26 protein-coding genes are annotated in these 25,869 nt (G+C 44.7%); 9 read left to right on the top strand and 17 right to left on the bottom strand.

What is annotated here, in order from left to right:
• Window positions 1-67: 67 nt before the first annotated feature.
• Window positions 68-1,474: a PQQ-binding-like beta-propeller repeat protein gene (locus MHB82_RS13710; RefSeq protein ID WP_341174943.1), complete on the bottom strand. Its 1,407-nt coding sequence runs from the start codon at window positions 1,472-1,474 to the stop codon at window positions 68-70.
• A gap of 263 nt (window positions 1,475-1,737) precedes the next feature.
• Between MHB82_RS13710 and MHB82_RS13705 the strand changes: the two genes are divergently transcribed.
• On the top strand, window positions 1,738-2,085 hold the full coding sequence (locus MHB82_RS13705; protein WP_095358224.1) for an AMP-dependent synthetase and ligase: 348 nt from the start codon (window positions 1,738-1,740) through the stop codon (window positions 2,083-2,085).
• Between the two features lie 73 nt (window positions 2,086-2,158).
• Here the strand turns inward: MHB82_RS13705 and MHB82_RS13700 are convergent, their stop codons facing one another.
• The gene (locus MHB82_RS13700) at window positions 2,159-3,013 is read right to left on the bottom strand and encodes a manganese catalase family protein (protein ID WP_095358225.1); all 855 of its coding nucleotides are present in this window, start codon (window positions 3,011-3,013) and stop codon (window positions 2,159-2,161) included.
• A gap of 164 nt (window positions 3,014-3,177) precedes the next feature.
• Between MHB82_RS13700 and MHB82_RS13695 the strand changes: the two genes are divergently transcribed.
• The 4 genes from MHB82_RS13695 (at window position 3,178) to MHB82_RS13680 (ending at window position 5,321) form a co-directional block, all read left to right on the top strand.
• Window positions 3,178-3,696, top strand: coding sequence for a DUF3231 family protein (locus tag MHB82_RS13695; protein WP_095358226.1), 519 nt, complete (start codon window positions 3,178-3,180; stop codon window positions 3,694-3,696).
• A 161-nt stretch (window positions 3,697-3,857) separates the two neighbouring features.
• Window positions 3,858-4,697, top strand: a complete 840-nt coding sequence (locus MHB82_RS13690) for a manganese catalase family protein (protein ID WP_095287311.1) — start codon at window positions 3,858-3,860, stop codon at window positions 4,695-4,697.
• Between the two features lie 107 nt (window positions 4,698-4,804).
• On the top strand, window positions 4,805-4,996 hold the full coding sequence (locus tag MHB82_RS13685; protein ID WP_341174942.1) for a spore coat protein: 192 nt from the start codon (window positions 4,805-4,807) through the stop codon (window positions 4,994-4,996).
• Window positions 4,997-5,009: 13 nt separating this feature from the next.
• Window positions 5,010-5,321, top strand: a complete 312-nt coding sequence (locus MHB82_RS13680; RefSeq protein WP_095358227.1) for a spore coat protein — start codon at window positions 5,010-5,012, stop codon at window positions 5,319-5,321.
• A 37-nt stretch (window positions 5,322-5,358) separates the two neighbouring features.
• Here the strand turns inward: MHB82_RS13680 and MHB82_RS13675 are convergent, their stop codons facing one another.
• Genes MHB82_RS13675 through MHB82_RS13665 form a run of 3 tightly spaced genes read right to left on the bottom strand, consistent with a single transcriptional unit; the run spans window position 5,359 to window position 9,335 of the window.
• Window positions 5,359-6,462 (bottom strand): GerAB/ArcD/ProY family transporter, encoded by a 1,104-nt coding sequence (locus tag MHB82_RS13675; protein ID WP_095358228.1) that lies wholly within the window; start codon window positions 6,460-6,462, stop codon window positions 5,359-5,361.
• A gap of 37 nt (window positions 6,463-6,499) precedes the next feature.
• Window positions 6,500-7,708 (bottom strand): Ger(x)C family spore germination protein, encoded by a 1,209-nt coding sequence (locus tag MHB82_RS13670; RefSeq protein WP_341174941.1) that lies wholly within the window; start codon window positions 7,706-7,708, stop codon window positions 6,500-6,502.
• A 13-nt stretch (window positions 7,709-7,721) separates the two neighbouring features.
• Complete coding sequence (locus MHB82_RS13665; RefSeq protein WP_095358229.1) at window positions 7,722-9,335, bottom strand: spore germination protein; 1,614 nt, start codon at window positions 9,333-9,335, stop codon at window positions 7,722-7,724.
• Between the two features lie 133 nt (window positions 9,336-9,468).
• On the opposite strand from MHB82_RS13665, the gene MHB82_RS13660 reads away from it, so the two are divergent.
• Window positions 9,469-10,095: a LysE family transporter gene (locus MHB82_RS13660; RefSeq protein WP_341174940.1), complete on the top strand. Its 627-nt coding sequence runs from the start codon at window positions 9,469-9,471 to the stop codon at window positions 10,093-10,095.
• On the opposite strand, the gene MHB82_RS13655 is transcribed toward MHB82_RS13660, so the two are convergent.
• The 5 genes from MHB82_RS13655 to MHB82_RS13635 form a co-directional block, all read right to left on the bottom strand.
• Window positions 10,088-11,524 (bottom strand): amino acid permease, encoded by a 1,437-nt coding sequence (locus tag MHB82_RS13655; RefSeq protein WP_095358230.1) that lies wholly within the window; start codon window positions 11,522-11,524, stop codon window positions 10,088-10,090. The two genes, MHB82_RS13660 and MHB82_RS13655, sit on opposite strands and share 8 nt — an antisense overlap.
• Before the next feature lie 137 nt (window positions 11,525-11,661).
• Window positions 11,662-12,651 (bottom strand): aldo/keto reductase, encoded by a 990-nt coding sequence (locus MHB82_RS13650; RefSeq protein WP_095358231.1) that lies wholly within the window; start codon window positions 12,649-12,651, stop codon window positions 11,662-11,664.
• A 16-nt stretch (window positions 12,652-12,667) separates the two neighbouring features.
• Window positions 12,668-13,567 (bottom strand): AraC family transcriptional regulator, encoded by a 900-nt coding sequence (locus tag MHB82_RS13645; protein WP_341174939.1) that lies wholly within the window; start codon window positions 13,565-13,567, stop codon window positions 12,668-12,670.
• A gap of 207 nt (window positions 13,568-13,774) precedes the next feature.
• On the bottom strand, window positions 13,775-14,362 hold the full coding sequence (locus MHB82_RS13640) for a sugar O-acetyltransferase (protein ID WP_095358658.1): 588 nt from the start codon (window positions 14,360-14,362) through the stop codon (window positions 13,775-13,777).
• A gap of 170 nt (window positions 14,363-14,532) precedes the next feature.
• The gene (locus tag MHB82_RS13635; RefSeq protein ID WP_445671229.1) at window positions 14,533-15,138 is read right to left on the bottom strand and encodes an esterase/lipase family protein; all 606 of its coding nucleotides are present in this window, start codon (window positions 15,136-15,138) and stop codon (window positions 14,533-14,535) included.
• Between the two features lie 186 nt (window positions 15,139-15,324).
• On the opposite strand from MHB82_RS13635, the gene MHB82_RS13630 reads away from it, so the two are divergent.
• Window positions 15,325-16,386 (top strand): S-layer homology domain-containing protein, encoded by a 1,062-nt coding sequence (locus MHB82_RS13630; protein ID WP_341174937.1) that lies wholly within the window; start codon window positions 15,325-15,327, stop codon window positions 16,384-16,386.
• 106 nt (window positions 16,387-16,492) lie between these two features.
• Here MHB82_RS13630 and MHB82_RS13625 read toward each other — a convergent pair whose 3' ends face one another.
• The 6 genes from MHB82_RS13625 to MHB82_RS13600 form a co-directional block, all read right to left on the bottom strand.
• Complete coding sequence (locus MHB82_RS13625) at window positions 16,493-17,467, bottom strand: aldo/keto reductase (RefSeq protein ID WP_341174936.1); 975 nt, start codon at window positions 17,465-17,467, stop codon at window positions 16,493-16,495.
• 23 nt (window positions 17,468-17,490) lie between these two features.
• On the bottom strand, window positions 17,491-17,907 hold the full coding sequence (locus MHB82_RS13620) for a MerR family transcriptional regulator (protein ID WP_341174935.1): 417 nt from the start codon (window positions 17,905-17,907) through the stop codon (window positions 17,491-17,493).
• Between the two features lie 256 nt (window positions 17,908-18,163).
• Window positions 18,164-19,192: a helix-turn-helix transcriptional regulator gene (locus tag MHB82_RS13615; protein ID WP_341174934.1), complete on the bottom strand. Its 1,029-nt coding sequence runs from the start codon at window positions 19,190-19,192 to the stop codon at window positions 18,164-18,166.
• 204 nt (window positions 19,193-19,396) lie between these two features.
• Window positions 19,397-21,370, bottom strand: coding sequence for a 5'-nucleotidase C-terminal domain-containing protein (locus MHB82_RS13610; RefSeq protein WP_341174933.1), 1,974 nt, complete (start codon window positions 21,368-21,370; stop codon window positions 19,397-19,399).
• Window positions 21,371-21,624: 254 nt separating this feature from the next.
• Window positions 21,625-21,933, bottom strand: coding sequence for a hypothetical protein (locus MHB82_RS13605; RefSeq protein WP_341174932.1), 309 nt, complete (start codon window positions 21,931-21,933; stop codon window positions 21,625-21,627).
• 205 nt (window positions 21,934-22,138) lie between these two features.
• On the bottom strand, window positions 22,139-22,471 hold the full coding sequence (locus MHB82_RS13600; protein ID WP_341174931.1) for an antibiotic biosynthesis monooxygenase: 333 nt from the start codon (window positions 22,469-22,471) through the stop codon (window positions 22,139-22,141).
• Between the two features lie 226 nt (window positions 22,472-22,697).
• On the opposite strand from MHB82_RS13600, the gene MHB82_RS13595 reads away from it, so the two are divergent.
• Window positions 22,698-23,972 carry a stalk domain-containing protein gene (locus tag MHB82_RS13595; protein WP_341174930.1) on the top strand — a complete coding sequence of 425 codons (1,275 nt, stop codon included), beginning with the start codon at window positions 22,698-22,700 and terminating at the stop codon, window positions 23,970-23,972.
• Between the two features lie 139 nt (window positions 23,973-24,111).
• Window positions 24,112-24,537: a hypothetical protein gene (locus tag MHB82_RS13590; protein WP_095358241.1), complete on the top strand. Its 426-nt coding sequence runs from the start codon at window positions 24,112-24,114 to the stop codon at window positions 24,535-24,537.
• Window positions 24,538-24,672: 135 nt separating this feature from the next.
• Here MHB82_RS13590 and MHB82_RS13585 read toward each other — a convergent pair whose 3' ends face one another.
• Window positions 24,673-25,860, bottom strand: a complete 1,188-nt coding sequence (locus MHB82_RS13585) for an aminotransferase-like domain-containing protein (RefSeq protein ID WP_110822309.1) — start codon at window positions 25,858-25,860, stop codon at window positions 24,673-24,675.
• Window positions 25,861-25,869 lie beyond the last annotated feature (9 nt).

Raw genomic sequence — 25,869 nt, 5'->3', positions numbered from 1 at the left:
GGACGGAAATATCCGTCCCTCTAAGTTATATTTATTTTCCCTCACGGCACCACTCTTCAATCGCCCACTACTTCAGCGATGCTGGCAGCTTGACGCCAATCAGTTTGCCTTCGGCCTGTATAATAATCATGCTGCCGGTCTTCAGCGTTGCCTCGTGAAAATCAGCCCCGGTCTTCACACGGAATACAGGCTGGCTTGTCAGCATATTGATTCCAAGCAGTGTCCCGTTACGCTGTGCACGATAGATTCCTTTGCCATATATGCTAACCTGCGACACAGGAGCATCGCCATTCCATTGAACCGCACTGCCGTTTACCAGCTTAACACCCTTTAATTCGCTATCTGTAACAGAGTCCCTGTAGATCAGACGTTCCTGAACAACCCCTACCAGTTCTCCACTCACCCCGCCAGGAGGCTGAAACGTCCTCGTTGGAGCATCACCATTCTTGTACGTATTCAGATCATATTCAGCAATCTTGCCTGCCTGTTCAATATATATCTTCCCATCATTAGCCAATACACTCCCTTGGCCGCGCTCATACGGCGGGTCGCCGGACATTTTCCAAGTGAAGTCCATGCTTCCTTTACGTGTTCCTGTCTTGAGATTAAAGGCATTCACCTTTACTTTCCGGTCCGGGTCAGATTCATAATCTTGAAGCAGCGGAGTGTAATAATCGACGGAATATACCAATCCATTTTTAATTTGAAGTGCCTCTCCCTGTCCAAACTCACTCCATAGCTTTTTCCCGGTTTTCTTGTCATAAGCGTTCAATTGCACAGAAGTCAGTGCACCCTGCACGAAGAAGGTTCGCAGCACCACTCCATCCGATTCCTGCAGATAGGCGGTACCATTGCCTTCGGCTGATGCTTCATCAGCCTTCCACCGCAGCTTGCCTGTCTTCCGATCAAAAGCATAGGTGGTGCTTCCCTTGATGACATATAGTGTATCTGCAGTAGGAATTAATGCTTCTGTCCGTTCACGCGTATCCATCCATGTGGATGTGCCCGATTGCCATACAGCCTTTCCAGTCTTGGCATTTACCGCATATGGCTTATGGCTGGAGGTTAGGCCATACAGAACGCCATTGTCATAAACCATGCTCGGGGTCAGATCTTTACCAAATGTCCAGAGCTGTTTGCCCGTTGCTGCATCCAAGGCGACCAGCTTGCGATTAGAAAAGGCAAATACTTTACCGTCTTCTGCAACAGCCTGTTGTCCTTGATAGCTTTCATTCTGATCTGTATAAGAGTCTACCTTCACTGTCCAGGAAGGTTTAAGTTCAGGTACCGTTAATTTGGAATATGAATTCCAATCGTAGATGGAGATATCCGCTTTCTCCGCCAGTGCCTGAGAAGGCATCGCAGTGTACCCTCCGCTAAAAGCGATCATAGCTGCAGTCAGCCCTGTAAAGGTGCGAACGTAGGGATGATATTTTCGTTTCTCCGTTTGTGATTTAGTCTGCTTGTTCAGCATGGAAATCCTCCTTCTTGTTAGTAAAGCTCTTAAATCTACTAAATCTTGATTGCGTAAAAAGTAAACATTTGGAACGAATCTAGTATACAAGAGGATTAATCTGGGAGCAATTAACAAATTATAGCTTGTCTGTAATTTGTTCAACTTAGATCATCCTGAGGAAACGGTTATACTCCCTTTTTCTTAGTAAATCATGAATATTTCACCAAACTGATTTGCATACTACTTCAAGTAATCCAAATGACATTTAGGAGGCAACTCACTTGAATCAATTTTCACAGTCCCAACAAATTTCCCAACTGGCTCAGCAGCTCACGCAGCAAACACAGCAAGCGTCCATGCAGTATCAACAACTGCTGAGACAGGAACAGAGCAATGCTCAGCAGCTTGAACAACTGGCTCAACGCGAGCAGCAAGCGGCTCACATTATTCAGACAGCACTTCAAGGACACCAAACAGCTATCCAGCAATTGCAGCAAATCGCGAGCCTTGCTCAACAACTGGCAAACACAACTCAACACGTATCCTTCGTGGATCAACCATACAACAACCCGAATGTCGGTATTACTGGGCAAACGTTCGGACAGTTTCCAAACCAGCATCGTCAATAACATATGTATAAAAAAAAGGAACCCATGGATATGGGTTCTTTTTTTGCAGCTATTATTTCATGTAAGGAAGTGCTCAGGCATTCAAGTCATGCAGGCCTGGACTATGCTCATTAGGAAGTTCAGGCATATATGGGAGCGGGAATCCCTGTGGTGGGTCAGTAACTTTCAGCTCACCGCCGTTACGACTAGGTGATTGGCCGCTATATATTTCAGCAATCCGGGTATTGTCCAACCGGAAGTTAAACTGGGCATTATGGAAGCCGAGGTCAACGTATTTCTGACATTCCGGATATTTGTTGATATCGTAGTTCGGCACTGGGAACACTTTTCCCCAATTCACACCCAACGTTTCGAGGGCTTTTGCGAATGCATTTTGATGTGCATTATCACGAACAATCAGGAAACCCAACGTTTCACGGAACGCTTTGTTTGTACTCATTTCATAGATTCTTGTTTTTTGTAATACTCCCGTCGATTCCAGTACAACGTTGTCAAGCAAATTGCTGACCAGATTGCCATGATCATACACATAATTTCCAAGCCATGGGTTACCCGCAGCATCTACAGGCAATGAGCTCTGAGCCCCCATAATGTAGTGATGAGGATTGGCGTGCTTGATGGCTTCGTCCAATGGAGCCCCGTCAATACCCGCATCTCCCGCTCCTTCTGCGCCTGCTCCGGTTAAGAGCTGATTTATCGTTTGCTGCACCAATTCAATATGGCTTAATTCCTCGAGAAAAACTCCGCGCAGCAGGTCTCTGTACTGTGTTGCTTTTCCGCGGAAGTTGCTGCTCTGGAAGAAAAACTGCATCATTGTACGCATTTCTCCAAATTGTCCGCCCAATGTTTCCTGTAACACTTTGGCTGCTGCCGGATCCGGCTTATCCGGTACAATCATATTAATCAGATCTTCTCTATAAAAAAACATGGTCGTCCTCCATTCAAGTATATTACAGCCTTAGTTTCTGCCTTCTTCCTGGATTTATGTGAAAGTAAGCTCAACCAAAGTTTGGATTCGAAGCAAGAATATAATTCTTTTATTAAGGAGAACCTAACCCGGTAAAATGACTGAATATGTGGAGGGATACGATAATGGGTATTTTAAGTGGCAATCCCAAAGATGAACCTATGCACTACGGAGAAATCTTTAGCGTGTGGCAATGCTCCATGGTGGCAAAAGGCTCCATTTCCTGTTACCAGGCGTACATGAACCATGCCGGAGATAAGGATCTTAAAAAAATCCTAGATGACCTGCTGGATCAGGCCAAACTGGAAATCAAAGAGTGCGATGCTTTGTTAACCGAGAATGGCATTGCTCCAGCCCCAATGTTGCCCGAAAGACCTCCTGTCAAATTGGAGGATATCCCCGCAGGCGCAAGGTTCACTGATCCTGAGATTGCAGCCAAAATCGCAGCAGACACTTCGTTGGGTCTGGTTGCTGCGAGCCAGGTCATGGGACAATCCATCCGGGAAGATATCGGTGCATTATTCGCCAAATATCACGTAACCAAAGCGGCACTAGGCGTGCGCATTTTGCAATTGGTCAAAGAAAAAGGCTGGCTTGTTCCTCCTCCTCTTCAAATCAAAAGACCAGATTCAGACAAAGCCTAAGCAGCGCCTAATTTAAGCAACATTTAATGCCTATTCAAGACAAAGAAGGAGCATCATACTGCTCCCTCTTTGTCTTTTTTTTTGTTTCCTTTTGTTTAGAATTAATTGGACAGGTTATATAGATTTAGAATTAATCAACCATACCAAATGGAGGGATTCACATGTTCAGACACCAAAAGGAATTACAATTCGAAGTAAAAGTAGATCGCCCGGATCCCGTATTCGCCCGTCAGGTCCAGGAAGTATTGGGAGGACAATTCGGGGAAATGACCGTAATGATGCAATACCTCTTTCAAGGATTTAATTGTCGTGGCGAAGAAAAATATAAAGATATGCTTATGGATATCGGCACAGAGGAAATCGGCCACGTTGAAATGCTCTGCGCTTTGATTAGCCAGCTGCTGGATGGCGCCACACCTGCTGAACAGCAAAAAGCAGCTGAGGACCCTGTTACTGCTGCCATTATGGGAGGAATCAATCCTCAACATCTGCTGGTGAGCGGACTCGGCGGCTTACCTACGAACTCTACCGGCGTACCTTGGAACGGTTCGTATATTGTGGCAAGCGGCAACCTTCTTGCAGATATGCGTTCCAACCTGCATGCCGAAAGTCAGGGCCGTCTCCAGGTAGCAAGACTCTATCACATGACTACCGATGAAGGCGTTCGGGCGACGTTCCGCAAAATGTTGGCACGTGACCGTTACCATCAGTACCAGTGGATGGCTGCCATTCAGGAATTGGAGGAAAAGAACGGCGTCGTTGTTCCTGCTTCCTTCCCACCAGAGGCCGAGCAGGAATCTCAACCTGAAGCCTATGAGTTCTGGAATCTTTCCGAAGGAACAGAATCCAGTGAAGGTTTATGGGCGAAAGGAAGTGCTCCGGATGGTACTGGTGATTTCGTGTACGTTTCCAACCCGGTTCCCAAAGGACAAGTCTACGAGCCTGTCATTCCTGCCACAGAACTTCATCACGACCTCGACGGAAAAGCGAGCGATAAGTAATCGTTAACCCATTGAAAAATTCATTTTAATATATTATTTGATTTACGTTTCTACTCTATTATTTTGGGTACTAATCAATAGACAACGATATCTGGAGGTGTTTCACGATGGCGACGAAAGAACTTGCAGTACACGAGAAACTTGAAATTCACGAACTGCTAACGCTCAAAACATCATGTGCTACTAAATCGGTGACCATGCTGGAACTGGTCCGAGACGAGAAACTGAAATCCTTGATTGAAGACGATCTGAACAATTCTTCCCAAGCGATTGAAGAGTTGAAATCCCTATTGAAATAAGGAGGAGCTTATTATGTCTACGACGATGACCAAAGAAATGCTGGTAAAGGCCATCAAACCAATGGATGATCTAGCGATTGCTACCGATATGCTTCTGTCAGCCAAGTCAGCTGTACGCACTTACGCGATTGCTCTTACCGAAACGGCGACACCGCGAGTTCGAAAAGTGCTGAAGGCCCAACTGGACACCGCAATTGATACGCATCAAAAAATCGCCGATTATATGATCAAAAATGAAATGTATCATCCTTACAATATCGAAGAACAAGTTGAGCATGATTTGGAAAAGTCGGATAAAGCTTTAAAACTGGTGGATTCTAACTAAATGTTACTTTTCCCATCAAAAAAAACGACTCTGTTTTTCACGGAGTCGTTTTTTTGTTCGTTCTTTTTTTTAGTAAGATAACTACAAATAACAATATCGGAAGGAAAATTTGGAATACAGGAGAAGAATAATTCAATGTAACCCCCCGACCGACTTCTATATGTTCAGTATAAGTCGGTGACAAGAATGACAAACCACATAGAAGGATCCCTACCGCAAAGACCCACTTCTTGTAATTGACTCCTGTTACTCTTTCAAGACCTATAACAGCACCATGAAAGAAGGCGGCAATTTTAATGCCTAACCCTAAAAATAGAAGCAAAGTAAACAGAGCATCCATCCGCTCGAACACCTCAGTCAATTCAATCATTTGAACCGTTTCGAGGAGTGGCAGAGTACTATACGCAGCAATCTTAGTGCCTAGCACAAAAATAATAAGTTGATTAATAAAAGTTAGAGCAAGTGCAGTTACGATATAAGCAGTGATCACGACTTTATTAAAATTTCTTCCTTTACGAGCATATGGATAAAAAACCAGAAATAAAACAACTTGTCCGAATGGAAAGGAAATGATTTCAGGAAATGCAGCTTTGAAAATGGGATTCCATCCATTCTCCAAAACCGGTAATATCAGTTCCGCGTGAAAAATGCCTGTTGAAGGAATCAAAATGCTGATCAAGGTATATCCCAACAGCATCATAGGAAACAAAATCATACACATTAAAAACAGGACACGGTATCCGTATCGTACAGTATTGGAGACCACCAGGATGGTGATCACGGTGATAAGCCACATTGGTGTTCTGTTTAGCAGCGTCAATACGGTGACTTCACTTAAGTCACGTAAGTTTCGGGAAGCCTCATAAGCAAAATAACCCACAAACATCAAGTTAAGTATGGTTCCCATGATTTTACCCATATAACGACGAAACAACAGAAACAAATCCAATTCAGGTTCCTGATGATGAATTCCCAAATGAATAAGTAACAGTAACAACCCGGCTAGAGCCCCTGCAAGCATGGCTAACCACGCATCCTGTTTGGCTTCCCCACCCATTAAAAATAAAGTTGTACTTCCAACTTCAAATAGGGAAAGACAAACAGCCAGTTCCGATATGCGAAGAGAATTAGCTGTGGTCATTATTCTTCATCTCCTTGAGTGAGTTTACACCTTTTCCTTATTCGGATCCAAGCAATTTGCTAAAAGAGTCCTGAAGTAATCCTGTTCTTCTCACGCTAACTTCCACATTGATATTAATGTCCATGTTTCTAATTTCTTCTGGCCAGGATTCTTTTAGGGACTTCCACTCTTTGGGTTGATGCTGATGAATTTTGTTCCCAATCCCCAATAGGTCCACTTTTAGTTGCTGAGTTGCCTTCCACCCTTCCATCATCTGTGCTTCGATCAACTGTTCAGCCTGATGCTGTAACTCATTGATACTTTCTTTAGACGAGATTTTTTTCGGGGAAGTGCTCTCTTCCAGCTCTCCGCTCACTTTCGCATCTACACGAATGGTATAATGGAAGCCCGTCTTGATCGGCTTTGTCTTTACAGTTGCTTTTCGAACAAGAAATGAGTTGATTTCTCCATTTTCACCTACATATCTAAGATTCGTCCTTTTCACCTGATCCGTTAGCCAAGCTACCCCCAAGCTTTCACTTTGGCTTAGCTTTCCAATTTTCTTGTCCTTAGAGAAAACGCTCAACCCCTCCAGTCTTAATTTGGCTGGTGATGAAGTCTCTTTAAAAACATCTATATTTTCAATTTTTTTATGATCTTGACCTTTGACGGTTACGATGGGTATCCCTGCCGCTCCGCTGTCAGAAGAGATTTTCATAGCAAATTCGTGTAGGTTAACTAGAGGATAGTAGGATCCCCGCTCATGATTTCGTTGTAAGATATCGGAAAGGGCACGACCTGGGTTCTTTTCCGGTGGAACCATTTTATTCAGATAATCCCTTGCTTCCCCATCTGCGACAAGCATCTTTACGGTTTCGCGGGGTTCGATATTACGATAGTAATTATCAAGAATTTCCGCAATTCCCTGTTCTGCTGCTTCTTCCCCGATTACTAACACGTTGGTATGTGCAAAATACAACTTTTTCGGATTTTCTACACTGCTTTTTGCAACAGCTTCTCTGATCGTTTTTCCTTGAGAAGTAAAGGTGGTCACGGTAGACTGAGAGCCTCCCCCTGAGGATCCGCTTGTACTGCTCGCTGGTGGTACAATAACCTGATAAGTGATGTTCCATTTTCCGTTTTGTTTGTCAAAACCCGTTGCTGATGTAATGCCTAGATCGTTCATTTCAGTCCGATTACCACAACCTCCAAGTAAAGTTACCCACATAAGCGCTAAAAACATGTGTCGTCTATTCACAGGAATCACATAAACTGCTCCTTTACTCGCTATCATCAGATTGGTTTATACTGCTTATGGCATTGTCTGAACCTGCCGGATATTGATGCGGAGCTTGCCTTGTTTTATTTGAATCCGCTTTTTCAGCCGGTCTTGTCTTCATCGCCCACCAAGGTACCCGCAAGATCAGATCCTTCATGTTTGACTTGTAAAATGGACCGAATGGCATTAAGTAATCCACGCCGAATGACTTTAGTGACACCAAATGAGCCAACAGAGGCACTGCACCTGCCAATATGCCGAACAAACCAAGGGTACCTGCCAGCACCATAAATGGAAAACGCATTAACCTGACTGCTGTTGCCATGCTGAAATATGGAATAACAAAGTTCGATATGGCCGTGAAAGATACCACAATAACCATCGCTCCCGAAACCAGCCCAGCTTCTACTGCAGCTTGACCTATAACCAATGCACCGACAATGGAGATCGCCGGTCCTATTGCTCGCGGCATCCGAACTCCAGCCTCACGAATAACCTCAAATGTAATTTCCATAAGCAAGGCTTCAAGTAACGCAGGAAAAGGGACGCCTTCCCGCTGAGCTGCCAGAGTGATTAATAATGTGGTGGGTATCATTTCTTGCTGGAACGTAGTTAAAGCAATGAAAGTAGATGGCAGCAATAAAGAGACTAGAAAAGACAAGAAACGAATGGTTCTCAAAAAAGTGGAGATATCATAACGCTGGTAGTAATCTTCTGTGGTCTGAAAAAAGTTGAAAAAGGTGACTGGAGCAACCAGGGCAAAGGGGGTTCCATCAATTAGAATGGCAACTTGTCCGTCCAGCAAACTACCAGCAACGGTATCTGGTCGTTCCGTGTTAAGCATGGTTGGGAAAGGTGTTAGAGGCGCATCCTGAATGAATTCTTCGATGTATCCACTCTCCAATATGCTGTCTGTATGAATTGAACGGAGTCTTTTATTGACTTCATCTACCACTTCCGGTTTGGCAATCCCCTGGATATAGGCCACAGCTACCGAGGTTTGGGTATATTCACCAATATTGTGTTTAAAAAACTTCAGATCCGGTGACCGTATCTTTCGTCGAATCAAAGTAATATTCGTAGCAAGCTCTTCTGTAAAGCCCTCTTTTGGTCCCCTAACGACCGTCTGGGAAGTAGGCTCCTCTACTGATCTTCGTTCCCCTCCGGAAACAGATACAGCTATGACATGTTCAATCCCTTCAACAAGAATGATCAGATGTCCGGTTAATACCGCTTGATACACTTCCTCGAGGGATTCTATTCTTTCGATATTTCCTGAAGGCAGGCTTAATTCGAGGGACAGATCGGGAACTTCTTCTTCACATTGTGGAGAAGTCTTGACTATTTGAATGACTTTCTCCATGAGTTCTCCTACAAGCGATGGGTCTGTCAATCCTTCAAGATAACAGACAGCCAGCGAAGTATGACTTGGCACAGGATTAGGAAAATCACGAGCGACAAAATCAGGACTACTCTCAAACGCCTTTTTAATCAATTCAAATTTATTTTGAAGAGATGGGCCCAATTTTACTGGTTGTTTTGTTTGTCTCTGTTGTTCTTCCCCTTTGTTCTGCGGCTGAGATTGAAATACTCTTTTCATCCAGCGGAACAGCATAATCTCACCTCCTTTATTTTCCGTTTAATATGGATCATTTCCGTAAAGATTATGCCAAAATCTAGACGTTGTCCTATTTAAGTAATCCCTCGAATAAGCTGATAAAGTACTTGAAAGGAGAGGACGACGTTCCATGATACTAGGTTATATCTTACTGGGGATTTCATTATCAGCCCCAATCGGTCCCATCAATGCCGCTCAGTTGGACAAGGGTGTTCGGGGTGGGTTCATGCCTGCCTGGTTTGTTGGACTCGGCGCGATCGCTGCTGATATTATTTACATGCTGCTCGTCTATTTCGGCATCATTCATTTGCTGGATCTGCCTTTTGTAAAGGCTTTCTTATGGCTGTTCGGTTTTTTTGTACTTGTGTATACCGGTGTGGAGAGCATCAAAAATGCAGGAACCCTCACGCAGTCGAATATTAGAGGGGACGAAGCAGCGCTATCCAAATCGTTCATGAATGGATTCCTGATGTCACTGTTCAATCCCCTATCCATTATGTTCTGGCTTGGCATTTACGGATCCATTCTGGCCAAGGCCGTGAATGATTCAACTGTGGAGCAGACGCTAATCAACAGCGGAGCCGTTATTCTGGGTATCCTGATCTGGGATATATTCATGGCCGCCGCTGCGAGTTTATTTCGCAAGTATCTTACTTTAGGCGTCCTTAAGGGCATATCCATCATTTCCGGCCTCTCTCTTGTCGGTTTCGGATGTTATTTTGGAGCGAAAGCTGTTCAGTTTCTGTTTTTCATTTGATTTTATTCTTGCGAAGCCGAATCCCGGTAATGTGGAAGCTGGGACTTTCCAGGGTGTTGTGTGATTCTTTTTCTTCCTGATTTGTGGTGGAAGACTCTTCATTTTTCTTCTTCTTGCGAACTCGTTGCACAATCATATCGCTGATTCCAATAAGTAAGACAAGCAGCAGGCTGATAAAGAAGCCAGGTCGACTCAGCGGATGGAAAAGCGTACCTGTTATAGCGAGGCCAATCAGTACCAACCCAATCCATCGTTTGACAACGCTGAACCTCCCTGCTTTCAGAAGTCGGCCGGAAGATAGCAAAATGAACAACCAATTGTACATGAGCATTAATCCGGCTGCAGTTGTTACATATTCGTATACCTTGCCAGGAAGCAGCAAAGACATGACAATGGTTGCAATAAGCCCGCATCCGATCAGTGAGAGCGCGAATAATGGAAACTTCTCCTTCCATTTTCGTGAGAATAACCGCGGAGCGTCTCCTTCCTGGGCCAAGGTCAGCATCATGGAAGTCACCGCATAGAGTGACGCGGTCATGGTAGAGAAACCTGCTACAATCAATACTCCATTGAACAAATGCGGAACAAAGGCTAAATGATCACTGCTCAGTGCCAGTACAAAGGGACTCTCTTTGGGATTGAAGGCACCAAGTGGGACCATGGTCAGAGCCAGTCCAATCGACACAACGTATACCGTTGAAAGCGAGATCAGCATCACTTTGCCTGCCTTGGGAGCCTCTTCCGGGTTTTGAAGGCGGTAGGACATGATTCCGAGCACCTCAATTCCCCCATAGGCATAAAAGGCAAATAGAAACGCAGACCACAGACCGATCCCGCCTTTCGGGAAAATTTCAGTCATGCTCAGCGGTACGTTATGCTCATATTTTGTTCCCCCAATCCATCCTGCGAGAAGCGCGATGGCAAGTACCAGAAACATAAGAATTGCTGCGATCTTAATAATGGCAAGTACATTTTCAACCCGGTCAAACCCTTTATTCCCGAAGAACACGATGCAAAGACCGACAATTCCGAATCCGGCTGCAAATATCCAGAGAGGAACATTCGGAAACCAAAAACGCGAGAAAATGGACAAGGCCGTCAACTGACTTCCCATAATAAGCAGCTCCGAAAACCAATACACCCATCCACTGGCAAAGCCAGCCCAGCTTCCGAATGCCTTCTTGGCATAGGAACGAAAAGATCCCTGCTCCGGATGATCCGATGTCATTCTCGCCAAGGCATCAAAAACAACATATGTACCGAGTGCAGCCAAAATGTAAGCCAGTAATACTGCCGGGCCACCGATCGAAATCGCGAGGCTGGAGCCCAGAAAGTATCCTGTGCCAATTGTGCCTGCTACACCAAGCAAGCTGAGCTGCCACCACTTTAGTTTCTTTTCCTCCGTTGAGGCCTCTGATGCTTTACTCATTTCTTCATTCCTCTTCTGTAATATTTTGGACCGCTTAAGGTATCCTTTCCCACTTGACCCTTTTTCATGTTGAAGGCAGAAAAACAAAAAAGCGAACGATAGGGCAAGCCCTTCATCCGCTAATATATTCACATCAATTATTGAATTGGAATTAAACCCACAACCGGATGTGGCACATAGGGTTCTTCCAACCACGCGATTTCTTCTTCTGTCAGCTTCAGGTCCATAGCTGCAACGGCATCCTCCAAATGTGATATCTTCGTCGCACCAATAATGGGGGCTGTTACGGGCTGCTTCTGCATAAGCCATGCCAGAGCAATGTGAACCCGCGGAACACCGTGCTTGCTTGCGATCTCTGCAACCCGCTCTACAATGAAGCGATCCGTATCGGCAGTAGAGTCGTATTTGGATTTCTGAACCTGATCCGTCTCGGAGCGATGCGTTGTTTCCGACCAGTCACGTGTCAGTCTTCCTGAAGCAAGCGGGCTGTAGGGAATGACTCCGATCCCTTCCTCCTTGCATAGGGGAAGCATCTCACGTTCCTCTTCACGGTACAGCAAGTTCAGATGATTTTGCATGGAAACGAATTTGGTCCAGCCATTGCGCTCAGCGACAAATAAGGCCTTTTGGAACTGCCAGGCGTACATCGCAGAAGCACCGAGATATCTTACTTTTCCGGCTTTGACTACATCATGTAATGCCTCCATCGTTTCTTCGATTGGGGTATGGTAGTCCCAGCGATGAATTTGGTACAGATCCACATAGTCGGTTCCAAGTCGCATCAGACTCTTATCAATTTCGCTCATGATGGCTTTGCGGGACAATCCGGCACCGTTCGGTCCTTCATGCATTCGTCCATGCACCTTGGTGGCAATTACAACCTCATCTCGTTTGGCATAATCCTTCAAGGCCCGCCCAAGGATCTCTTCACTTGCCCCCAGAGAATAGACATTCGCTGTATCAAAAAAGTTAATACCGAGCTCCAGAGCCTTCTTAATGACTGGCCGGCTATTCTCTTCGTTCAGTACCCATTGATGAATCCAGCGGTTGGCATCGCCAAACCCCATGCATCCCAGGCAAATTCTAGACACATCCAACCCTGTCTTCCCCAGCTTCACATAGTCCATCTTTTCGTCCTCCTCGTTATTCTTTTCTAATGTTCCGTCGTCTATATTCAGTTGGCGATAGATCAAAGCGCATTTTAAACACCTTGGAAAAGTGAGTCGTATTTTCGAACCCGCAGGCATAACAAATATCAGTTACCGACTGTGTCGTCTCGAGCAGGAGCTGACTGGCCAGATCCAGTCTGCGATTACGGATCCATTTTAGCGGAGAAGAGTTATACAATGCCCGAAATTCCCGCTTGAACGTTGACAGGCTTCTGCCAGACAAATAGGCCAGATCTTCAATGGAAACGGGATTGGTTACATTCTCTTCTACAACTTGTTCAATCTGACTCCGTTCAGCAGGATGGGGATACAACAGCTGTTGTAGCAAGTTCGTGTTTGCTTCAGCAAGATGAAACAGCAGCTCCATGAACTTGACGCCTACCAATCCGTCGCTGATCGAATCAGATTGGTTAAAATATGATTTTAGGGAGTCAATATATGCTCTCATTGGTTCATTAACTGGAATGACAGATAACGGAACGACATCATTGGTGGGATGAATGCTCTTCCAATCTGCAAAATCTGCGAACTTATGAAGTATGTCCTCATTCAGATAAAACATCATATAATCCAGCAAATATTCGGTACCGGGCTCACCCGACTTCTCGTAGTCTACCTTGATCGCTTTGTGCAAGAATATCATTTCATTGCTCCGCACCGTATGCTTTTCGTTCTTGAATTTAACCGTGTATACACCTGATTTAACGAACAGCAGCAGATGATCTTTCAGGAAAAATCCTCCTCTGGTTCCCTGCGTATGCAAACAAAACTGGATGACTGTAAGCCCATTCCATTTCAAGCTTCCCTCTTTGTCTGGTGCCTGTTCCATTCCTTTTGGAGCATGAATTAATTTTTCGGTTCGTCGTACATCCATTCTTCTTCCTACCTTCTGTCATCTCCTGCAAACATAACAATAACGCTTTTCTGCAAGAAATACTTTGCTCTGAAGCTCAAGTCATGTGATCATTTCGTTCATTCTTCTGAAGGTATGCATCCGTCAACGCCAAATCAATGAAACCAAAAACGGGTTCCAGTAAACTGGCTCCCGTTCTCTCTTCTATTCTCTTGGGCTATAACCAATTTACCCTCTAGGATATTTATTCTTATCCGCTTCCGTAATCGCTCGAATGACTCTGCATGGGTTACCTGCAGCAATGACTCCTGCTGGTATATCCTTCGTCACTACGCTTCCCGCGCCAATCACCGTATTGTCTCCAATCGTTACACCTGGCAGCACAGATACGCCTCCGCCAATCCATACATTGTCCCCTACTGTAATTGGAAGGGCAATCTCCAACCCTTGATTACGCTGTTCAGCATCCAGGGGATGACCAGCAGTGTAAAATCCGCAATTCGGTGCAATGAACACATTGGTGCCAAAGGTAATCTTCGCTGCATCCAGCATCACCGTATTATGATTACAATAAAAGTTTTCTCCAATCTCAATGTTGTATCCTTGGTCACAATAGAAAGGCTGTTCAATCCAAAACTTCTCTCCTGTTTTTGCCAAAATTTTTCTCATCATGGCTTCTCTTTCGGATATCATGCGCGGACGAAGCTGGTTGTAGTCGTAGCACAGCTCTTTTGCTTCAAGGCGTTCGTTTACCAATTGCGGATCGTTGTTATTGTCATATAAGAGTCCTTGTTGTGCTTTTTCTTTCTCGGTCATCGTCATTCGTGTAAGCTCCTTCGTTGTGTCTATTTAAGTAGCCAAAATTCTATGTATGGACGCAGCAATGTACAATACAATCTATTATAAATTCATCTGTTAGCAAAATACAAAAAAAACACGAGTGACCTCTTGGATCACTCATGTTTCATTCAGCTGCCGCTGTCTCTCTATTCATCCAATGCTGTCTTAATTAAGGCATTAACCCTTGAATTGAAGAGCAGACCGATATGGGACACCAGCGAAACCTGTATGTTATTCGCTCCGCTCAAGCGGGAAAGTGCAGGAGATACGATCGTGTCACTAGTAGAGTAGATGGAAGTAACCTCAACTCCCTGTGGGGCTGAAGTTGTAGTCAAACGATTGGCGCCTCCCAAGGTGACCAGCTTGTCTACTTTGGTAGAACCCCCACGGTTTAATATGTAATATAAACTATTAGCCCCGCCCATACTATGAGCCACAATGTTGACTTTGCTATGACCTGTTTCCCGAAGTACATTGTCTACGAATTGACTGATAGCTGCAGAATTCAACAGCTGATTCCCCTGCTTGCTGGGCAGATCAATCGCAAACAGCTCATCTCTGGACCAACCTTGACCACGCAGATAACTTTCAATATAAGTGAAATTGCTATCGGAACCTGTTAATCCATGAACAAAGACAACAGGTGTCCGTTCTGTCGCAGCGAATGTCTTTGAGCTTTGTCCGATACCAGGTATCGAAATGGCTATCAGTATGCTCATGATCATGGCAAAAAACAATTTACTCTTTTTCACATCATTCATCCTCCTAAAATATAATTTACACTATATATAATATAAGTGAATAAATGGAATATAAATGGATCTTTAGTCTCAAATTTAATAGATTAAATCGTTAGTAAAGATTTCCTTTAGCCATCCACCCCCTTCTCTGTTATGCTGAATGACGGCAAATTTCAATTTACAGGAGGAACTTCCTAGATGAGACAAACGATTAACCGCATCACTCTTTTCTTCTTCGCCATGATCCTTGTGGTATTCCCTTTTTCGTGGAGCAAAGCCCATGCTGCCGCTTCGTACAAATCGCTAGATTTGTATTTCCCGACAGATATTGATGGCCACTGGGCGTACGATACGCTTGACAATTTCGTTAACGCTGACCTTCTTAACGGTTACAGCCTGGGCAATGGCGAGGTCGCTCTTAAGCCCAATCATCCCATCACTCGTGCAGAATTCGTAGCTATTCTTGTTCAAGCTACAGGACTACATAGTACAGCTCAAGGAAAATCCTTCAGTGATGTAAAAGCAGGCAAATGGTATGCTGAGTCCATTCGGATTGCCAGTTCACTTGGCGTCGTTGGAGGTGTAAGCAGCACTGAATTCGGACCTGACCTCCCGATCACACGCGGCGATATCGCGGTAATGGTCGTACGTGCGTTCTCCGATACGGTGGAGTTTAAAGGTGCCTCCAAAACCTTCAAGGACGTTCCAAACTACTATGCAGCTTCCGCCATTACCAAAGCGAGCCAGGCTGGTATTGTTTCAGGAATGACAACAACTACGTTTCAACCTTTCGCAAAAGCTACACGTGCTCAAGCTGTAGTTATGCTAGAACGTGCTTTACAATTGGAGCAAACCGAGCTGCCGGAGACATCTGAACTGACTGCACTTGCTTCCACTGCTACGGAGTCGGAGATTCAAGCCATGACGGATCATAAATATGATCAGTTGTCCGTAACCTATGCAACGTATTACACTGGATATCAGCTTTCATCCAACTTCACGTATTTGGAGGATTTAACTTCTGCAGCGGATGAAGAAAACTCAATGGATATTGAAATGCTCTCCCAACCGGACTTTTCCGTGATCGAAAGCTCTAACCGTCTGGCTGTATTAGAAGCAGAAGGCGGCAAGATGAAAGTAACGGTCCATTCGGGTAAAGAACAACAAGAAGAAACGGTTTCCATGGACGGATTGTATAAACTCAAGAAATTGAATGATAACAGCTGGAAGATCTATGCCATCCTTCCTTATGAAGAATAGGCTCTAATCCTTCATTTATTTCATTAACACTAACAACCACTGAATCCTAATTCAGTGGTTTTTTTGTATCTATTCGATTATATTCAATTACCCATGATCATTTGATTTAGCCATTAAGGAGATTCATCTGCTCCTTAAGATATCGGGTACCATGAATCCCATTTTTGGGGCTTACATTTTCAATGTGTACCAGATCTTCAGGAGTCAACTCGATATCTAATGCTCCTACATTTTCCTCCAGATATTTGATCTGTTTCGTTCCAGGGATCGGCAATGCCCCATTGGCCAGCGTCCAGGCAATAGCAAGCTGAGAAGGTGTGCAATTCTTTTCGCTGGCTATTTTTTTGATTTGATCTACGATCTCAACATTTTTTTGAAAGTTTTCACCTTGGAAACGAGGCATATATCTGCGAAGATCATCTGCAGCGAGATCCTCAAACGTACGTAATTCACCTGTGATAAAACCACGGCTTAGCGGACTATAGGCTACATGAGTAATGCCCAATTCTCTAACGGTTGGAAGAATTTCATCTTCAATATCCCGGCTCCAGAGAGAATATTCACTTTGTAAAGCGGATATGGCATGTACCGCATGTGCTCGGCGAATCGTCGCTGCGGATGCTTCCGAAAGTCCAAGGCAGCGAACTTTTCCAGCATGTACTAATTCGGACATTGCGCCAATCGTTTCCTCGATAGGAACATTGGGATCTACGCGATGCTGATAATAGAGATCAATATATTCTACGCCTAATCGATTCAAACTTGCATCCACTGCTTTTTTAACATAATCAGGATGACCACTGATTTGCTCATAATTTGGCGTATATGAAAATTTGGTAGCAATGATCGCCTGGTCGCGCCGACCTTTGAGCGCCTTGCCCAGAAGTTCTTCGTTATGGCCATTTCCATAGACATCAGCCGTATCCAGCATCGTTACACCCATTTCCAGAGCACGATGTATCGTTTGGATAGAAAGCTCATCGTTAACCTCACCGTACATCCCCGGAGACATCCCCATTAATCCCATTCCTACCGACGATACCTTCAAATTACTGTTTCCCAATGTTTGACTAAACTTCATCCCAATCTTCCTCTCCTGTTCGATTAAATGTGCTTCAAACTGGACATTTCCTGTAATAATTTATTTTCTGAATCCTCTTTGCCTTTTTCCATATCATCATAGATTGATAATTTTTGATTCACCGCTTCTAACGCTTGATTAAGATCGTTTTGTCGTTGATACAATTCTTTTTTATATTGTGTAAGTATTGCTTTTCTGAGGGGTATCGTTGAAGCACCTTCCATGGCAAGGTTAACCATCTGCTTCAATACGGACACTTTCATGCCTGTTGCTCGAAAACAGGACATCACTCTCATCCATTCCAGATGCTCTTCTTCAAACAAACGATTTCCGTTCTGATCCCTTCTGATATATGGGAGCAAACCTTCTTTCTCGTAATAACGAATTTTATGTGCCGGGCAACCTAGCCGTTCGGATGCTTCTTTGATGGTAAAGCTCATATTATTATTCCTCCTTTGGATTCACATGTCCGGCTGGCTCTTTCACATCATAAGTATTAATGTGCACTTTAAGTCAACCATCTATTTTTTTGAATTTCTCCTAGCCTTTTCTCCTATTAAAAGGGGTTCAACCTGGTGTCTAAACCACCTGTCCGGAACAAAATATAAGAACCTTGAATTTTCAAGGTTCTTATGATCAGTAAGTCAGAAGACTATCGTATATTGTTATAGAAAAAGGTAGTTTACCTTCGATCCATCAATTCATGACTATCCTGTTACGGCTGCTTTCTTGCTTTGAGCGCCAATTCGTAGGCGTCTCCCCTTCCCATAGCCGGAAGGCCCGATAAAATGAATTCTGGTCTTCATACCCTACAAGAAAGGCCACTTCTTTGATATCAAGTGAAGGATCAGTAAGGTATACTCGAGCCTGCTCATGTCTGGCTTGGTTCAGCAGCTGTTTGAAGCTGGTGTTCTCATCGGTAAGTCTGCGCTGTAATGTTCGATCACTTACGCCTAACTCCTGCGCTACGACTTGGACATCGGGACGTCCACCTGTGAGGCTCCGTTTCAGAATCCATACGACCGCTTCTGTCATGGATTGAGCCTGCTTCTGTTCATCTAGCGAGCGATCAAGTATGGGCGTCAATATCTCAAGCAGTTCTTCGTTATACGAGATGAAGGCAAGATCCAGATCTTTTTGACGCAAAATCAATCGATTGCTTGGTGCACCCATCTGGATATGGCAGCCGAAGTAAGCTTCCAGAGCCTTCACGTCTCCCATGGGCTGTGAGAATTCGACCTGCAGTGCATTCAAAGACTGCCATGTACCACGGCGTCCTAGCTCCAGAAGAAAGGCCAGCGTGATTCCAACCAGGACGGGAGGTCCAGACGGTCCACCATTCATCCACTCCAGTTCAATAATGCAGCGATCATCCTCCTCGGTAATGTGCAAGCTTTCGGGAGGACACATCCGTTTGTACCGAGCCATCCGATATAGCGCATCACGGTAGTCACGAGCATGGTAAGTGGCTAATACACTTGGTGGATAGTGGGCTGTTTCAAAAGCGGTTGCCAGTTTGATGATTCCTTCAGCCGTGTCACCCATGAGGTCGGAATAAGCCTGCCAGATTGCAAAATATTGGTCAGTATTGACGATTGTATTCGTAATCTTGGTGAGTGGCAGTTGTGCTCTGCGGGCTACGTCATGGGTGTCGATCCCCAATTGCTCCAAGCCTGCCCAGAATCCGGCTGGAATCTTAATACGTTCATTGGAATGCGGCTTCATCTTTCGATCTCCTTCAATGGATCATAAGTATAAACAAGAATACTCCTTCGTCCACCAGATGTCTAATCTGATGGTCATCTCAACTAGAAGAACAACCAAAACCACACTATCCCCCATAAACTGACCTAACCCCTTTGACTTCAATGCAAAAAAGCCGCCATGATGGCGACTTCTTGTTCTTGCAATATGGAAGCAGTTTACTTCTTATTGTTTCTTAATAATTCCTTGCTTGAGCAGCTCGTTCACATTAAGCGATTGGTCATAAGGAACATCGATCTTGCCTTCATTCACCAGTTGAATGATCTCATCCCGATAAGGGCTTGCGAGATCGATTCCAACGATCTCCCAGTTATTTTCCACTTCCGGGGAAATCTCCTGATGTTCTTGAATGTATTCCACCAGGTAATCCCGAATGCTGCGTGGTGATTCCCAATCGCGGTTTGCTTCTACCAATTTGTAAGCTTTCAATGCGCTGCTGTATCGATAGTTGTTTACAGCAAGCTTCAGTTCTTGCGTATCAGCCAGAGGCTTGCCTTGATACATTACATCGATGATACGCTTCCCTGCAGGCTTAGACAGGTCGATTTTGTAGTCTACGCCAGCAAACATATCATACAAATAACCTGGAACTTCAGGATCGAAGCTGATCGAAACGTCTCCCTCTTTCCACTGGTTGTAGTGTGAAGCAGACCATTCCATATACGCCTTCAGTTCTTTACCTGTAACCTTAACGGTATAGAGCACATTATCGAATTTGTAAATATCGAAAATATTCGCATAAGTGATATTGCCTTTTTTCAGATTGGAGGTGTCTTTGAAGAGTGCAGCAGCCGAAACATCCGCTCCGCTCACTTCCATCTGAACCTTGTTGATCAGATCAACCACGGCTGTATCTTGTAGCTTGCCCTCAGGAATCCCATTAATTTCATTCACAGGCTGGAAGTCCTCGGTTGCCTGACCAAAGATACCACCAGACGAGCCTTCCGCTCCAGCAGAACCACCACCTGTAATGAATTGGATCGTAGCTTCGTGTTCTTCCTTCACCAAGTCACGAATCGCCGGATCAGGGGTGTAGGAAGCCATGTCTACCACTTGAACCTGACGGTCCGTCACTTTATTTTTACCTTGATCTTTTTTCACTTCGATATCAAAACGCACAATGTCACGGCCAAGGTTGCGAGGGCCACCGATCACGGTTTGTCCGATTTTTTCGTTAACCACGATGTGCATGTGCCCAACCAGCATGGCATCAAGCTCAGGCACCATGTTTACAATTCGTTCAGCCGAGTCTGAAGCTCCGTCTTCGTCGAACTCAGCAAACATGCCTGCATGCGCGCTCGCGATAAGTACATCCACTTTTTTCTCATTTTTGAGGTACTGTGCAACCTTCTTCACCGTTTCACCCATATGCTTGAACGTAAGGCCGTCTACCTTATCGCCGTCCCAACGAGGTACATTGGGTGTCGTTACACCGATAATCCCTACTTTTATGCCATCCACATCGATAATCGTGTACGGCTCGCCAAGTGTCCCGCCATCTTCTGTCTGGATATTGGCTCCAAGTACGGGGAAGTTCAGTTCTTTCATAATTCGATCCACATGATCCAGTCCAAAATTGAATTCATGATTACCAAAAACCATAGCATCGTACTTCATGGCATTCATGGCTTTGGAAACAGGATGAATGACATCCGTGTTTTTACGATAAATATCATCTGTTAAAATATTGCCTTGATATGTGTCCCCATTGTCAATCAACAGCACGTTAGGGGAGGTCTTCTTCACATCATTGACATATGTAGATATCCGTGCGAGCCCGTTATTCGTTGTTTCCGCACTATCTTCATAAGTATAGCCCCACAAATTCCCGTGCACGTCAGAGGTACCCAGGATGGTGATTGTAGTGGATTCGGCTTCCTCTTCTTTTTGAGGAACCTCACTCCCTGTGGACGGCTTCTCAGGAAGCTTTAACTTTTGGCCCACTTGAAGGATATTCACGTTTTTCAATCGATTGAGCTTTTGCATCTCTGCTACGGTTGTCCCATTTGTTTTGGCGATGGTCCACAACGTATCTCCTTTTTTAACGGTGTACGTCTCGGCAGCCGCAATTCCACCAAAAAGAGTAGAGAACACCAAAACCATGATGACAATCCAGCTGAGCTTACTACGATGCTTCATAAATCCCTTTCACCTCTTGTCTTATGATGTGTGTTACCAAGTCTATCCTCTAGATCATAACAAGATAAATCAAATAATTGGAGATTAAATTTACGTTTTGAACTAAATTATTACATTTTGCAACAAATTCTTGTTGTTGCGGCAGGTTAATTACCTATTTTATTGGTAATAAACCAATATTTAGGAGTCTACGAATTATTGTTTTGTCATAATAAAAAAAGCCTGATCCACTTAAGGACCAGACTTCAAATTTATTATCCTTCCACGATATCTGCTTGCAGAGCAGTCGCGACTTCAATCATCTTGGGAACCACAGCTTCACTGGAAATGGCCACGTACAGATCCCCAGAATATAGCCGGAAAGGAATGTCCACATTATCCTGCTTCCACATAAAGAAATCTCCATCAATGGACATGGTACTTTCGGTTCCCTGAACAATGTAAACCTGTGAATACGTAAAGTCAGGCTGGGTTGCAAAGTATGCCTTGCACTCTTCGAGAGTAATAGATGGTTCCCCATTTTGTTCTTGCATAGTTCGGGTGATACGGAAACGCTGATTCATTGATATGCCTCCAGATTGATTAATTCAAGTATATATTTTCATTCATAATAGCAATTTACGTATCGTTTCGGCAAGAAAAGCGCTCTGCAGCCGCAAAGGATGTTAATTTCTCTATATATGCGTGCGCTCTATTTGTTGCTGGTTTGAATGAAAAGAACCTCCCGTGGAGGTCCTGATGATCTTCATATAAACACTATTGTAGAACCTATTGTTGAACCGTACCTGTGCCTGTTTTCACCGTCTGGACTTCATACATATTTACGATTGTGCTGATCAGATACGCAGGTTTCTCCTGCCCTCTTTTGCTGCGGTGGCCCTGGATGTGTGCATCGCTTTTCTCCCAGTTTTTCCACGCTTCTTCTGATTCCCAACGGATCAAAACCATAACCTCTTCATGTTCCTTGCTCTTCTTGTTGACCATGACACTAAAATCAATCAGACCAGGCATGTCCACTACTGGGGTTGGGCCATTGAAACGTTCCAGCACCTTGTCACTATGTCCTTTTTCTATAACCATACTGCGCGTCTGAATCAACATCATTATTCCTCCTGATTGCAGTTACACTGGAAACCCACCAGCCTAACCGCATTTTGGTTTACTCTTTCCACTATTGTAGCCTAATTGAAAATGATTATCAATAAAGCCAAGTTAGTCTATCTTGTAATTGGAACTCTATGAAAATTTTGCTATACTACACTATGCTAGATTACTGTCCATATGTCCTTTTTTCTACCATTTTATGAATGTGGAGGAATACAAAAACATGGTTCGTAAACACATAGGTAAAACCATTGCTGCCACCTTGATTGGTTTGTCCTTGCTTGGAACGACGGTAAACATCGGTGATGTGCATGCAGCACCTGCCATATCGGTCAAGTTGGATAATGTAGTACTCCAATTTGATGCTGCCCCGCGAGTTGATAAGGGAGTTACTTATGTTCCCTTCCGTACCGTAGGTGAAGCATTAGGAATCCAGATTACGTGGAACAGCAAAACGCAAACCGTCAAAGCCGTAGGCAGTGTTAAAGGTCAAGCTACAGAGGTACTTCTTCAAGTGGGGAATACCACAGCCACCGTCAATGGCACCAAAGTGAAGCTTGCTGCAGCCCCGGTTCAGCGAGAAGGACGCGTACTCATTCCGCTCAGTTCGTTCAGCAGCCAATTCGGCGTCGGAGTGGGCTGGGATCAGGCTACACGTACAGTTTCTCTAGTATCCCCACAGCGTGAAATGCATTTGAGAGCATTTTATGCCGTGCGGGCATTTCATGAAATCGATCTGGTCCAATCCATGAACTCCGTAGCTTTTGGCTGGAGTCGAATCGACCGGGATGGCCAATTCACGCTTCAAGGGGATGAATATTATCTGCCTGAGGCAGCAGGCGAACTGACCCCTCAGACCATCGTGGCGGATGCTGCAGATCAGAATATTAAACCATACCTTATGGTATATGCACTGGATGGTCAAGGCGAGCTAACCAAAGTTTTGAGTGACAGCAGTCTGCGCGAGAAATCGATTCAGGGCATTAACGATGCAGTTACGGAGAATGGATTCGGCGGCGTCGTTCTTGATTTTGAAGGATTGGGTTTCAAACTGGATGCCAAGCAGCAGCAGAAGCTGCTTAACGACTATGTCAAACAGTTAAAAGCGTCCTTGCCTCATGACATTTCGATATCACTGGCTGTACCACCTCTGAACAGTGCCTATAAAGGCTATGATTACAAAACGCTCGCTTCCTTGGCAGATGATCTTATTATTATGGCTTATCAATATAACCCTGCGGGTACCAAGGCACAGGTTCCGGAACCCAATAGTCTTGTTGACCAAGCCATCCAGCTTGCACTTAACGCAGGCGTTCCAAAAGATAAGCTGCTGCTTGGGATTAACTTAAACAGCGAAACGGGAACCTCCGTTGATGACAAGCTTGGATTGGCCAAGAGATATGATCTCAAAGGAGCAGCATTCTGGCGCCTTGGCTTATTCCGTGAATTCAACAATCAAATGGTAGAAGCCGTGAATTCGTCAGTCATCAAAGAGTAATTAAAGAATACCTTGTGCAAGTCATTCTCATATAAAAAATTCATGTGAATGGCATCAAGCCATTCACATGAAATGAGTCCATGCGAACTTTTCTTCTATGAATATACTATTCTATCTTATCGGATAGGAGGTATGCAGAATGACTCAGTTTCTGGATGCAAGAGTCGCGATCAATGCAACGTCGACCAACTCCATCTCAGTACCCATACCGGTAATCAATACGCCTACGTTATTTGCCCAGATTGGTCTTATTACTGCGGGTACAGGAGCTAATCCCAGAGTTCAACTCAAAGGGACGATTACGGTTCAATTACCTCTGGCGTTTTTCGTAGTGAGAGTTACCATTGTGAGAGGTACGCTGGCCACAGACCCTATCATCTATTCGGCAAATAGCACCTATGGATTGAGCGGTATACTCGCACCTGAAATCATTACTTTTTCAGCGAATGACTTTAACCCGCCCATTACACCACAACTGACGTATTCAGCGTTTATCAGTACAAACTTGCTCGGAACGGTTCGAGTCGGTCCCGAAAATTTTGACGGCTTCCTCGTATCTGATTGATCATCGATCGATTCCCATTCAAAAACCCTACCGCTGCAAATGCGGTAGGGTTTTTGAATGGAGAAAAGCCCCCTCACAGTTGAAAGGGCTAGATGCCACTTCAGCTGTACAGGGAGCTACCCAGATCAGAAGTTATTAAGAATACTGCTTCAATACCTGCCCCAGTATTTCAATCCCCTTCACAATCTGTTCATCGGAAGGTGTGGAGAAATTCAATCGGATCGCATTGCAAGGTTCACTCTCATCAACGAGGAAAGCCGTGCCTGGAACAACCGCTACGCCGCTGGCTGCAGCTGCCTTGGCATAATCCAGCATCGGAATATGAGCCGGCAGATCACACCAGAGGAAAAGTCCACCATCCGGTTGGGTAAACGTAATGGAATTCCCCATGTGTTCCTTGAGTTTGTCCATCATTAAGGCAGATTTTCTGCGATATATTTCACGAATACTGCTGATATGTTCTGCATACTGGTATTCAGCCATGAACTTGTAGGCCAAGATTTGAGGAAGCATCGCCGTATGTACGTCTTCTCCCTGTTTGGCAACCACCATTTTCTGCACGACTTCGTTCGGTGCCAGCACATAGCCAACACGCAAGCCGGCAGACAGGATTTTGGAGAAGGAGCCCACATAGATCACTAGCCCCTCTTCGTCCATGGATTTGATCGTAGGCACATCTTCTCCACTGAATCGAAGCTCACCGTATGGATTATCTTCCAGAATCATCACACCATACTGTTTGGCAAGAGCATAAATGGCTTTGCGTTTCTCCAGACTTGTCGTTACTCCCGTCGGATTTTGGAAACTCGGGATCAGGTAGATCAATTTCACATTCTGTTCCGTCTGCAGTGCCAGTTCAAGCTTGCCTATATCAATACCGTCGCTTTCCATTGGAACGCCAACCAGCCTTGCACCTGAAGCCCGGAAGGAGTTCAACGATCCTATGAAGCTTGGGCTTTCACAGATGATTGTGTCTCCCTCGTTGCAGAATACTTTGCAGGCAAGCTCAATGCCTTGCTGTGCACCAGAGACAATAAATAGCTCGTCCGATGCTGTGCCTGTGTTATAGTTCGTCTTCAGGTGATGGGTCAATGTATCACGCAGCGGGGCGTAACCTTCGGTTATCCCGTATTGCAGAGCCGTTACCGGATCCTGCTCCAGAATGGACTGAGTGAATGTCCGTATGGCTTCAATGGGAAACGTCTCCGGAGCGGGATTTCCCGCAGAGAATGGAATAACGTTCTGACCCGAGGATGCCTTCAGGATCTCTCGAATAATGGACGGCTGCAGCGCAGCAATCCGGTTAGAAAATGAATAGTTCATCTTAATATA

Source organism: Paenibacillus sp. FSL K6-2862 (genome assembly GCF_038005125.1).
In the GTDB taxonomy this organism is placed as follows: Bacteria; Bacillota; Bacilli; order Paenibacillales; family Paenibacillaceae; genus Paenibacillus; species Paenibacillus illinoisensis_A.
This window is presented reverse-complemented; position numbering and strand designations above follow the sequence as displayed.